11 protein-coding genes are annotated in these 12,721 nt (G+C 40.6%); 3 read left to right on the forward strand and 8 right to left on the reverse strand.

Annotation, left to right across the window (positions count from 1 at the left end; genetic code table 11):
• Positions 1-121: 121 nt before the first annotated feature.
• The 5 genes from ACOWPH_RS07075 to trmD all read right to left on the reverse strand — a co-directional run bounded on the left by ACOWPH_RS07075 (position 122) and on the right by trmD (position 4,073).
• Entirely contained in the window at positions 122-1,906 is a 1,785-nt protein-coding gene (locus ACOWPH_RS07075) for an ABC transporter substrate-binding protein (RefSeq protein ID WP_015214718.1), read from the reverse strand.
• A 19-nt stretch (positions 1,907-1,925) separates the two neighbouring features.
• Positions 1,926-2,120 (reverse strand): hypothetical protein, encoded by a 195-nt coding sequence (locus tag ACOWPH_RS07080; protein ID WP_052334521.1) that lies wholly within the window; start codon positions 2,118-2,120, stop codon positions 1,926-1,928.
• Positions 2,121-2,182: 62 nt separating this feature from the next.
• On the reverse strand, positions 2,183-2,665 hold the full coding sequence (locus tag ACOWPH_RS07085; RefSeq protein ID WP_015214719.1) for a hypothetical protein: 483 nt from the start codon (positions 2,663-2,665) through the stop codon (positions 2,183-2,185).
• Between the two features lie 105 nt (positions 2,666-2,770).
• Entirely contained in the window at positions 2,771-3,253 is a 483-nt protein-coding gene (gene ispF, locus ACOWPH_RS07090; protein ID WP_015214720.1) for a 2-C-methyl-D-erythritol 2,4-cyclodiphosphate synthase, read from the reverse strand.
• An 88-nt stretch (positions 3,254-3,341) separates the two neighbouring features.
• A complete protein-coding gene (trmD, locus tag ACOWPH_RS07095; RefSeq protein ID WP_015214721.1) occupies positions 3,342-4,073 on the reverse strand; it encodes a tRNA (guanosine(37)-N1)-methyltransferase TrmD in 732 nt (243 codons plus the stop codon).
• Between the two features lie 743 nt (positions 4,074-4,816).
• On the opposite strand from trmD, the gene ACOWPH_RS07100 reads away from it, so the two are divergent.
• Positions 4,817-5,680, forward strand: coding sequence for a cyanophycinase (locus ACOWPH_RS07100; RefSeq protein ID WP_015214722.1), 864 nt, complete (start codon positions 4,817-4,819; stop codon positions 5,678-5,680).
• 172 nt (positions 5,681-5,852) lie between these two features.
• Positions 5,853-8,552, forward strand: coding sequence for a cyanophycin synthetase (gene cphA / locus ACOWPH_RS07105; protein WP_015214723.1), 2,700 nt, complete (start codon positions 5,853-5,855; stop codon positions 8,550-8,552).
• Positions 8,553-8,592: 40 nt separating this feature from the next.
• Here the strand turns inward: cphA and tatA are convergent, their stop codons facing one another.
• The 3 genes from tatA to ACOWPH_RS07120 all read right to left on the reverse strand — a co-directional run bounded on the left by tatA (position 8,593) and on the right by ACOWPH_RS07120 (position 11,698).
• Entirely contained in the window at positions 8,593-8,766 is a 174-nt protein-coding gene (gene tatA, locus ACOWPH_RS07110; RefSeq protein WP_015214724.1) for a twin-arginine translocase TatA/TatE family subunit, read from the reverse strand.
• A 39-nt stretch (positions 8,767-8,805) separates the two neighbouring features.
• Positions 8,806-10,203 (reverse strand): serine/threonine protein kinase, encoded by a 1,398-nt coding sequence (locus ACOWPH_RS07115; RefSeq protein ID WP_015214725.1) that lies wholly within the window; start codon positions 10,201-10,203, stop codon positions 8,806-8,808.
• A gap of 103 nt (positions 10,204-10,306) precedes the next feature.
• On the reverse strand, positions 10,307-11,698 hold the full coding sequence (locus ACOWPH_RS07120) for a serine/threonine protein kinase (RefSeq protein WP_042464968.1): 1,392 nt from the start codon (positions 11,696-11,698) through the stop codon (positions 10,307-10,309).
• Positions 11,699-11,994: 296 nt separating this feature from the next.
• On the opposite strand from ACOWPH_RS07120, the gene cbiT reads away from it, so the two are divergent.
• Positions 11,995-12,597, forward strand: coding sequence for a precorrin-6Y C5,15-methyltransferase subunit CbiT (gene cbiT, locus ACOWPH_RS07125; RefSeq protein WP_015214727.1), 603 nt, complete (start codon positions 11,995-11,997; stop codon positions 12,595-12,597).
• Positions 12,598-12,721: the final 124 nt, after the last annotated feature.

Raw genomic sequence — 12,721 nt, forward strand, 5'->3', positions numbered from 1 at the left:
TTGGTGATTGGTAATTGGTGATTGGTGATTGGTGATTGGTAAAATTCTCACTTGCTGTTCGCTATTTACTCTTAAAACTCTTAACCCTCTTAACTGTCACCTGTCACCTGTCACCTGTCACCTATTCAGTAATTTTAATCTCATGAATGTTCCAGAATGCACCACCAAGCGCAGAATATTGTAAACCTTCAAAGCGATTCCTGATAGCTGTCATAGAATAGGAATTCACTAAGTAAATAAATGGTAAATTCTCCTGTGTTAATCGTTGACTTTCGGCATAAATTTCTTTAACTTTGGCTTCATCAAACTCCTGTGCGCCTTGAATATAAAGTGCATGAATTTTTTCTTCCCAAGGTGAAACTTCCCAACCTTCTATCGGTTTTTGTCCTGGTTGTGGTTTCTGATTAAACATATGTAATCCACCTTCAGGAGACCAAACATTAGCACCATCATTTGGTTCTAAACCTCCAGTCAAACCTAGCAAAGATGCTTCCCAATCTAAAGTATTAGAAAGTTTATCTACAAAAGTATTCCATGCCAAAGGTGTAAAATCAACTTGGATACCTATTTTGCTCAAGTCTTGTTTAATTTGCGAACCCATTGCTTCCCTAATTTTGTTACCTGCATTAGTAAGCAAAGCAAACCTCACACGGTTTCCTTCAGCATCTTCCAGTTGATTTTGAGCATTATATTTAAAGCCGGCTTTAAGTAATAATTGCTTCGCTTTTTCTAGATTGTAATTGTAAACTTTTAGCCCTTTTTCTGGAGAAAGATAATAGGGACTTTGGACAGAGATTGGAGAATCTTGTGTTTTACCCAAACCACGAAACGTATTATTGATCATGGTTTTTCGGTCAATAGCATAGGCTATAGCTTGCCGAAATTCTACACTATTAAACCAACGTGACTTTATAGGGTCGATAAGTGGCTTACCTGCTCTTTTACCTTTGTTCAAATTAAAAAGCACAAAACTAGTACTAGTAGATGGACCACCATTTTCAATGGAGAAATTACCTTGTTTTTCTTGGACTTTTAGTAAAGAAAAGTAATCAGGTGTCACCCCTACAGCATCTAATCCTCCAGAACGAAATTGCAGTAATGAAGTATCTGTTGATTCGACAATTTGCCAGATAATACGTTGAATATAAGGTTGGGGATTACCTTGAGCATCTTTACGCCAATAATAAGGATTACGTCGGAAAATTACACGTTGACTTGTATCGTAGCGCTCCAGTTTATAAGGGCCATTAACAATTAATTCTTCTGGAGGAGTATCAACACCCCATTTTGTGAGAAATTTAGGTTTTCCGTCTTGGTCTTTAGTTTGTATAGATTCTCGTAAGGCATGAGCAGGTAAAATAGGTACACCAGAGTTTTGCAGAAAAGGTCTAAAAGGTTCTGGTATGCTAAATTCAACCCGTCTTTTATCAATTTTTTTAATAGTGGGAAATTTGCCATCTTTACCAATTCTCAAAATATCTCTAACATTTGTTGGTATGGCTTCATTCAAATAAATGTCGTTATAAGAAAATACAACGTCATCAGCGGTGAGTGGTTGTCCATCAGACCATTTTAAATTATCGCGCAGCGTAAAAGTAATCTTTAATTTGTCCTCAGAAACCTGCCAGGATTCTGCTAAATTTGGTTCAAGTTTACCCGTGAGTGGATTTTGGCTAATTAATCCCTCGTAAGTGTATCCGAAAATATTGTTAGCATCTGAATTAAGAGCATAGTTAAATGTTTTTGGGTCACTGAGAATGCTAGTTACTAATTGGGGAACTTGAGCAGCGTCACTTTTCAGTTTAGTTGGGTTGCAAGCAGTAATTGAAATTGCTGTAAATGACAGGATAGTTATGAGTAAAAAAAAGCGTTTTATGGAATTGGATATTTTTTTAGTAGTTGACATATTTTTAATAATTAATTATTTAGCTTGATGAACGAGAATTAAACCAATTGAGAAAATCCTGCGTGATTGTAAAATATTTAATTCCAGCATTGCGTAAAGAAATTTGTACTTCAGGTTTACCAAGGTCCTTACTATTATTACTAATAAATGCTTTATCTTCTTGAGGATGTAATTGGGCATGATCTAGGATACATTCTAATATTAAATTATCCATGATATCATTTTTAATTAACCATGCTTCTGGTTGAAAAATAGTTGTTTCTGCAATATTCTGAATTAAATTGAAAGCATCCCTTTACTAAGGGTTGTAGTATCTCCATCTTCTAAAAGTTGCAACAAACCAATTTCATCAATTTCTTTAAATTTCGGTGGTATTTCTGATTTCCAATGATAAGCTAAATCACGAATCCAACCTTCCGTAAGTCCTGTAAGATACAGACTAAATATTCTTTTCTCACTGAAGCTTGAATCGTAATGATTAAAAACCTCATTTGTCTTAAAATTGATAGGTTCTGAAAATTCATGACCATTCCATTTAAAGATGAGAATATCTTCTAAATCAACAAACATAGCAAATTTAACTCTTTCTCTGACTGACGGTTGCCAGTTCTCAATCATTCGCCAAAGATCATTTCCTATATGGTTATGTGGGTACTTAAAAGGAAAACCTCTAATTTTACCAACCAGAATACTGTTTCCATGTTTATCTAAAGCGATTAAATCGGGAATATCTACATCTCCTAAGTTTTGATTTAGCATAGAATGATTTTCTCCTCAATTAACTAAGTATATATCTTTAGCATTCAAGTATTGATTTTAATGAAAGTGATTAGTGAATGGTTTTGTTTGATAAATACCTAAAATTTAATCACCCGCTACCAACAAAACCACAGCATAAGCACAAATACCTTCTTCTCTGCCTGTTGGTCCCAATTTTTCATTAGTGGTAGCTTTCACACCGATTTGATTTGGTTCTACTTCTAAAACTGCTGCTAACTTATCCCGCATTTTAGAAATATGGGGTTTTAATTTAGGACGTTCTGCAACAATGACAGAATCAATATTGCCGATTTTCCAACCTTGGTCACGAATTAGCTGGTGTACTTGGGTTAATAGTACAAGACTATCAGCCCCAGCCCATTGAGGATCTGTGGGGGGGAAATAATGACCAATATCCCCCAAAGATAAAGCGCCTAGCATTGCGTCCATGATGGCATGAGTTAGCACATCAGCGTCACTGTGTCCTAACAAACCGAGTTCGTGGGGAATGTGAATACCGCCTAAAATTAAATTGCGATCGCTCACCAATCTGTGAATATCGTACCCGTTACCAATTCTGATGTTCATAGGGAATAAGAGTTCAGAAGTTCAGGAGTTCAGAAGTTCAGGAGTTCAGGAGTATGGCTTACCCACGCACCACTATCAGGATAAAGAATTAATGTTCACCCTGCTCCCCTGCTCCCTGCTCCCTGCTCCCTTGCTTCTCCTGTTGCCATTGTTCCAGCAAATCGGGACGACGGGAAGCGGTACGTTGAATTTGTTGTTGGAAACGCCACTTAGCAATTTCCGCATGATTTCCACTCAACAGCACATCTGGGACTTTCCAACCCCGAAAATTGGCTGGACGAGTGTACTGGGGAAAATCTAACAACCCCTCCTCAAAACTTTCGGCTTTGAGAGATTCCACCTTACCAACCGTTCCCGGTAGCAGACGCACCACCCCATTAATCAAAGCCATAGCCGGAATTTCTCCACCAGTCAGAATAAAATCACCCAAAGACACCTCACGAGTGACTAAATTTAGTACCCTGTCGTCCACCCCTTCATAATGTCCACAAATCACTATCAATTGGTCGTAATTGGTCGCCAATTCGCGCAACAGAGGTTGATTTATGGTTTGACCTTGAGGACTCATTAAAATCACTTCTCGGCGGGGTAAAGTCGGCAGTGACTCCACAGCCGCAAAAATGGGATCAGGCTTCATCAGCATCCCTACACCCCCACCGTAGGGTTCATCATCGACCTTCCGATGCTTATCAGTTGTAAAATCCCTAGGATTAACCAAATGCACTTGGGCAATCTGTTTGGTGAGGGCTTTACTCAAAAGACCGGAACTCAGAACCGAGCTAAAACAGTCAGGAAAAAGCGTAACTATATCAAAACGCACAGTAATTCGTATTCAAGGACACTAAACTAAGATTTAAATATCTAGCCAACAAAAGCAGCCAAAGAGAGGTAAGACCATAGAGAAACTTAATCAATAGTATCTAAAAGTACCAGAACTATATATTTTTTGGTGCGATCAAAAGTTTTTCTAATTACTTAATTTATGTTTAAATATTGTCACAACTAAATTTAAATTAATAATCCAACCAAAGTTAACAACTTCCAGGATGCATCGAGCCAGCCTCAGAAATAAGAGTGTCAAGACCTGCTTGCCCCAAATCCAGAGGATAAATCTAGCCCCTAGTACTATTTTGCCAATCTGGAACAAGTGGATAGGCAAAAAACAAGGTTCTGGCGATGAGGAACAGCAACGGACACATGAAAACTGAGGCATCGTGTGCGTTAAGTGAGAAGTTGGAGAGAAGGTGAGAAAGCACTAAAGTACGGTTAGCCCGTTTCAGGTGACAGCCTTACCCGCACCCTTCCAGGGAAGCAAGCCACTTGGTAGAATCTCCAATAGGAGAAAAGTATCGAAAAGGCTTTAGCCACTCCACACTTATCAAAAGTGTCCTCTCAAAGAAGCAAAGGGCGAAAATCAACAGGCTAGTAAACCTTGTTAAATTCACCCGCCATTCGCCACAAGCCGGCGGCACTTCCATCAAGTCGGGCATTGCCCACCCAACGGAGTGCCTTGGAAACCCATCCAAGGCGATGGCTTCTGAAGTTGTTGACCGGAGAAACACAATGCAGCAATTAAAAGCTAAATCGCTGGAAATGAGGACACCCCAAGCAACTAAAACCGCTGTTCTAGTTATCGGAGGCGCAGAAGACAAAGTTCACGGACGCGAAATCCTGCGGACTTTTGTTGCTCGTGCCGGTGCTAGCAAGGCGTATATTACAATTATTCCATCAGCCTCCCGTGAACCGGCCATTATCGGTGGTCGGTATATTCGCATATTTGAAGAAATGGGTGCTGAAAAAGTTGAGATTTTAGACATTCGAGAACGGGAACAATGCGAAAACCCACAGATTAAAGCATCCTTAGAAGCCTGTACAGGGGTGTTTTTAACAGGGGGAGATCAATTACGTCTCTGTGGTGTCCTGTCAGACACACCAGCTATGGAAATTATCCGGCAGCGGGTAAGGGCTGGACAATTGACTTTAGCCGGTACAAGTGCAGGAGCAGCAGTGATGGGACATCACATGATTGCTGGTGGTGGGAGTGGTGAAGCACCCAATCGTTCCCTAGTTGATATGGCAACAGGTTTGGGATTCATTCCTGAAGTTGTTGTTGATCAGCACTTTCACAACCGAAATCGTATGGGACGTTTAATTAGTGCGATCGCAGCACACCCCGATCGTCTAGGCATTGGCATTGATGAAGACACTTGTGCTGTATTTGAACGTGACGGTTGGTTGCAAGTCATGGGCAAAGGCAGCGTCACAATTGTTGATCCCACGGAACTTACCCATACCAACGAACCTCATGTCAGTGCCAATGAACCCTTAACCGTTCACAATTTACGCTTACATATCCTCAGTTACGGAGATCGTTTCCATCTTTACCAACGGACTGTTTTACCTGCTGTGCATCGGATCTCCAGCTGACGGTATAGAGTATCTGAGGTTACACTGACTTGACCGCGTCTTTATTTCTTACTCCCACCAGATTTGAACAATTACTATCTGAAGAGAAAAAACTGTTTGTAATGAACAGTTTAGCGGTCAATTCCAGTAAGAAACTAGAATTTTGGTTCCGAATCTCCATCTACCTATTCCCATGAGAATCCTCAAGATCCAGACCTTACGCGGCCCAAACTACTGGAGCATTCGACGCCATAAACTGATCGTCATGCGCCTAGATCTCGAAAACCTGGCTGAGATGCCCTCAAATGAAATCTCCGGCTTTTATGAAGGATTAGTTGAGGCGCTGCCAAGTCTAGAGGGTCATTATTGCTCTCCTGGCTGTCGTGGTGGTTTTCTGATGCGGGTACGAGAAGGCACAATGATGGGTCATATCGTAGAACACGTAGCTTTAGAACTCCAAGAATTAGCTGGAATGCACGTAGGTTTTGGCCGCACCCGTGAGACTGCCACACCTGGAGTTTATCAGGTAGTGATTGAGTACATAAATGAGGAAGCGGGACGTTATGCCGGACGTGCAGCAGTACGGCTATGTCAAAGCATTATTGATCGGGGTCGTTATCCCAAGGCAGAACTAGATCAGGATATCCAAGACCTGAAAGACTTCTTGCGTGAAGCTTCTTTAGGCCCCTCTACAGAAGCCATTGTCAAAGAAGCAGAAAAAAGAGGTATTCCTTGGATGCCCTTAGCCGCACGCTTTCTAATTCAGTTGGGCTACGGTGTCAACCAGAAGCGAATGCAGGCAACAATGACCGATAATACAGGCATTCTCGGTGTAGAACTAGCCTGTGATAAAGAAGCCACTAAACGCATTCTTGCTGCTAACGGCGTACCTGTTCCCAGAGGTACAGTCATCAACTTCCTAGACGACTTGGAAGAATCTATCGATTATGTTGGCGGTTATCCCATTGTGATCAAGCCTCTAGACGGCAATCACGGACGCGGTATCACCATTGATATTCGCAGTTGGGATGAAGCTGAAGCAGCCTATGAAGCAGCCAGACAAGTTTCCCGTTCCATTATTGTTGAGCGATATTATGTCGGACGCGACCACAGGGTACTAGTAGTAAATGGCAAAGTTGTCGCCGTAGCTGAACGGGTACCCGCTCACGTAATTGGCAATGGCCGATCTTCCATTAGTGATTTGATTGAAGAAACTAACCAAGATCCCAATCGCGGAGAAGGTCACGATAACGTCCTCACCAAAATTGAGCTAGACCGTACCAGTTACCAATTATTAGAAAGGCAAGGCTACACCCTCAACAGTGTGCCACCCAAAGGAACAATTTGTTATCTACGGGCAACTGCTAACCTCAGTACAGGTGGTAGTGCTGTAGACCGCACTGACGAAATCCACCCGGAAAATGTTTGGTTAGCCCAACGGGTAGTGAGAATTATCGGTTTAGATATTGCAGGCTTGGATATTGTTACCTCGGATATTAGCCGCCCGCTCAGGGAAGTAGATGCTGTAATTGTGGAAGTTAACGCTGCACCTGGCTTCCGAATGCACGTCGCTCCCAGTCAAGGCACTCCCCGTAACGTTGCTGGTGCAGTCATGGATATGCTGTTCCCCAACGAAAAACCCAGCCGAATTCCCATCCTCAGCATCACAGGCACTAATGGCAAAACTACCACAACCCGCCTACTAGCACATATTTATAAGCAGACAGGCAAAGTAGTAGGTTACACAACCACTGATGGTACATATATCGGTGATTATTTAGTAGAAGCTGGAGATAATACTGGACCCCAAAGCGCCCATGTGATCCTCCAAGACCCAACTGTTGAGGTAGCGGTACTAGAATCGGCTCGTGGCGGTATTCTTCGCTCTGGCTTGGGTTTTGAGTCTGCTAATGTGGGTGTGGTGTTGAACGTAGCTGCGGATCATTTAGGTATTGGTGATATTGATACCATTGAGCAGTTAGCTAACCTGAAAAGCGTAGTTGCAGAAGCTGTATACCCTGATGGCTATGCAGTTCTCAATGCTGATGATCTCCGCGTTGCCGCTATGGCAGAAAAAACTAAAGCCAATATTGCTTACTTCACTATGAACCCAGACTCGGAATTGGTGCGAAAGCATATCCAAAAGGGAGGAGTAGCAGCAGTATATGAAAATGGCTATCTGTCAATTGCCAAAGGAGATTGGACACACCGTATAGAAAGAGCCGAAAATATCCCCTTGACAATGGGCGGGAAAGCGCCATTTATGATTGCCAATGCTTTAGCCGCAGGTTTGGCAGCATTTGTACAAAATGTGACTATAGAGCAAATTCGAGCTGGCTTAAAGACTTTCCGCGCTTCAGTTAGTCAAACACCAGGACGGATGAATTTGTTCAATTTGGGTAAGTACCACGCTTTGGTAGACTATGCCCATAATCCTGCTAGTTATGAAGCTTTGGGATCATTTGTGCGTAATTGGACGACTGGACAGAGGATTGGTGTCGTTGGTGGTCCTGGCGATCGCCGTGACGAAGATTTTGTGACTCTGGGTAAATTATCAGCAAATATCTTTGATTACATCATTATCAAAGAGGATGATGACACCAGAGGTAGGTTGCGCGGTTCAGCCGCTGATTTGATTACTCAAGGCATTACTCAAGCCAAGCCTAATTACCGCTTTGAATCAATTCTCGATGAAACCCAAGCTATTAACAAAGCCTTAGATATGGCTCCTGATGGTAGTCTGGTGGTCATATTACCAGAAAGTGTTAACCGGGCGATTAAGTTAATTAAGGTGCGGGGTGTACAGGAAGAAATACAACCACAAAACTCAACAACAATTAACGATTCCCAAAATGGAGTAGCACCTTCTTCTGTAGTAAATACGCTACTGTAGTCCACAGTAGAGACGCGAATTAACCCGTCTCTACTTGTGATTATTTGTCCTCTTGTTCCAGTTTTGTTTCGTCATCGGAATTTTTCATTTCTTCCTTAAAACCCCGGAGGCTTTTCCCCAATACGCTACCAAGTTCGGGAATTTTCTTGGGTCCAAAAATCAAAATTGCAACTATGGTAATAATCGCTACTTCTGGCCATCCTAGTCCAAACATATAAGTTTCCTTTTAAGCCACTGTAACTAACTATAAGATTTATTCTGTCCTAATTGGTATATCTAACCACTCACTAAGTTCATGTACCAACCAATCAAGTTCCGGCTCAGATATTAAATCATTATCATTACCAATAATAAATTTTTTCCTTTTACCTGCCCAAATTATAATTTGGGCTTTAATTTCTAATGTACTAACACGAAGATCTTTATAAACAGGTTTCCTAATTCTTTGTATTAGACAAATATCCTCTTTTGTTGCTGGTTTAGGAACTTTTATTTTTGTGCCAAATAATTCACGAATTAATGTAATTTGATGTTGATTAATCACTAATTTTATCCTGCCAAATAAGCGAAAAAGTAACTTATATATTGATATAAATCCCGCCGTTAAAAATATCAATAATATTGTTAAAATAAATGGATTAATTACTGAATATTGAATCCATAAAGCAAGATATGCCCAATTAATAAAAGCTAGGATAATGCTACTTGAAAACCATGTTAATGTAGATACCTTTAAACCAACTGGTGGAATAATAATTTCTATTAAATCCTGATTTTTTGTCAATTGAATTTTACTATCAGTTGGTTTCTTGAAAGTTAAATGAGTATTGCTTGGTGTTAAAGACTTTGGTTGATCCAAAGCTATGATTGCTTCATTTGCAAAACGTAACCGTTTTCCTAAACTGGGTTCAATCATTAATTTTAACCAGTTAGTAAAATTTGGACTGAGATTAGTGATTTCTTCAAATTGGATACGAAAATCTTTTTCTGGTAAATCTGCGGGATGGGAACCAGTCACTAAATAAATTAATGTTGCACCTAAACTATAAAGATCGGAAGCGGGAACTGTTCTACCTCCAAATTGTTCTTGTGGCATATAACCATAAGTACCGACAATAGTTCTTGTTCCTGTTCCTTCTGTAGCTAAAACTGTTTGCACTGAGCCAAAATCTATTAAATAAACTTCACCAAAATTATTACCAGTTCTGTCTCCTAATAAAATATTACTCGGCTTAATATCACGATGAATTACTGGCGGATTTAAGCTATGTAAATAAACGAGAATATTGAGTATATCTTTAGCAATTTGTTTAACTTCTGATTCTGTAAATTTGCGTCCAATTTGTAAGTATTGTTCTAGGGTTTTGGCTGGGATATAAGTTTGGATGAGGGCAAATCCTTTAAATTCGGGTGAGTTGATTTCAAAATAATCTAAATAGCGGGGTATGCAGGGATGAGATAAAGATTTTAAGGTTTCTGCTTCTCGTTCAAATAATTTCAAATCATCCCATTGAAAATCACTGCTAAAAGAAAGTAACTTGACAATTACTAGTTGTTCAGTATTCAAGTCTTTTGCTAACAAGGTCTGTCGTCCAGCTTTTTTGCCTAACTGCTGTTGAACTTGGTAGCGATTGACTAAGATATTTTCCATGAGTTTACACCCCTGTTGTTGTCACAAATCAATCATGGCTTAAAGAACTGGTAAAAGCCAAGTAGTCTGTTTAAAAAATGTCTAAGAAGTATCATATTTTTGTCTAAGTGGTGATTTCTATATTTAACCAATTGCTCAATTCATGGGCTAACCATTCTAATTCTGCTTCAGATTTGATAGTGGCGTTATTAACATCAAGCTCAAATTTTTCTACTCCTGCCCAAAGTACGAATTTTGCAGGTATTTGAGTTTTATCGCCGTCAGAGTCTTTAGTAAAATATTTTGGTGTATAAACCAGTTTGTTAATACTTTCTCTAGAAGCTGAACGACGACGAGGGATTTTCCATTTTCCCAACTGATGATTAAGAAATATTTGTTGGTGATCTATACGTAGTTTGATACTGCCAAATAAGCCGTACAATATACCGTAGATCATAGAAAAGCCTACGCCCCAAAAAGGTAGGGAGAACAAAGCAAAGGGAATGTTGGCAGGAAAGGGTGCAGAAAGAGCGCCAATAGTCCAAATTAAGATAAATGAATTCCAGGCTACTGCAAAGAAACCTAAGAACATCATTGATGATTGAAAGCCAACTGCGGGAATGGTAATTTCTAGAAATTCTTCATTTTTAATTAATTGAATTTTACTACCCGCTGGTTTGCCAATGGTTAAAGCGGTGGTGTTATGAATTTGTGGTTGTTCTAAAGCTGTGAGTGCTTCAGTTGCAGACGCAAAACGCTTTTCTAAAGTTGGTTCTGTTATTTGCTTTAACCAGTTAGTTAAGGTGGGACTGAGGTTAGTAAGTTGCTGAAATTGAATGCGAAAATCTTTTTGGGGTAAATCTGCTGGCTGAGTACCTGTTGCTAAATAAATGAGAGTTGCGCCTAAACTATAAAGGTCAGAAGCTGGAACAGTCCGCCCACCAAATTGCTCTTGTGGCATATAGCCGTAAGTACCAACGACTGTGCAGGTTGAGCCTTCTGTGGCTAAAACGGTTTGGACTGAACCAAAATCCACTAAATAAACTTGACCGACACTATTGCCCGATCGCTCTCCTAACAGAATATTGCTAGGCTTAATATCACGGTGGATAACAGGCGGATATAACCCATGTAGATAAATGAGAATCTCTAAAACTGATGAAGCGATCGCTTTGACTTCAATTTCTGTAAAAGTCCGCCCGGTTTGTAAGTATTGCTCTAGAGTTGAGGCTGAAATATACGTCTGGATGAGAGCAAATCCTTTATAAGTGGGTGAATTTACCTCAAAATAGTCGAGATAGCAAGGTATGCAGGGATGTGATAAAGATTTTAAGGTTTCTGCTTCTCGCTCAAACAGCTTGAGATCATCCCATTCAAAGTCGCTACTGAAAGAGAGTAATTTGATAATTACTAATTCATCAGTTGTGAAATCACGGGCTAATAAAGTCCGTCGTCCGGCTTTTTTGCCTAACTGCTGTTGAATCTCGTAGCGATTTCCCAATATTTCGCTATTCATCATGATTGTTTATAAGTAGTTTTGCAAAATAAATTGATTTGGTTTAAGCGAAGAAATAGGGAATGGGTAATGGGTAATGGGTAATGGGGAATATTTTAGCTTTTTTCTCTTTCCTGACTCCCGACTCCTGAATCCTGACTCCTGACTTCTGATTCCTGACTCCTGACTTCTGATTCCTGACTTCTGATTCCTGTACGGGCGAAGCATTCGGAAAATAGTCTTTGCCAAAAACTGATAATTGATCGCCCGAATGCTTCGCCCCTACTCCTGACTCCTTTTATTATTTTGAATCTTTTATGCCTTCCCAACTTTGGCCTTACATTAGTCCAGGTATTCCTGATGAATTATTTGAGAATTTACCAGGTATTCCTCTCAGTCAACGAGAATTAAGATTGCTGTTGATTTCCCAACTGCGACTAAAACCAGATTCGGTGTTATGGGATATTGGTGCGGGTACGGGTACGATTCCTGTTGAGGTGGGGTTGCTGTGTCCACAGGGACGGGTAATTGCGGTGGAAAGAGATGAAGAAGTGGCTAATTTAATTAAACGCAACTGCGATCGCTTTGAGGTCAAAAATGTAGAGGTAATTGAAGGTAGCGCCCCTGAATGTTTACATGATATCAAGCTCGCTCCTCACCGCGTCTGCATTGAAGGAGGGCGCACTATTCAGGATATTTTACAAGCTGTGTGGCGTTATTTACCTTCATCCGGTCGAGTCGTGGCTACAGCTGCTAATCTAGAAAGTCTGTATGCTATTTCCCAAAGCTTTTCTCAGTTAAGAGCCAGAAATATCGAAGTTGTGCAGTCGGCTGTTAACCGCTTAGAAACACGGGGCTATTCTCAAACCTTTGTAGCGGCTGATCCCATTTTTATTCTCAGTGGTGAGAAACTAGAGTGAACTACCCCACCGTATAGGATGGGGCTTCCCAATTCATCGGGAATAGCCGCTAGAACTTCGTAGTTCTATGGGTCTGATATTCCCTCCCAGGGTCGGTGTTTGGACTAAATCCAAAATCCAAAAT

The organism is Anabaena sp. PCC 7938 (genome assembly GCF_049315035.1).
GTDB classification, from domain to species: Bacteria; Cyanobacteriota; Cyanobacteriia; order Cyanobacteriales; family Nostocaceae; genus Anabaena; species Anabaena cylindrica.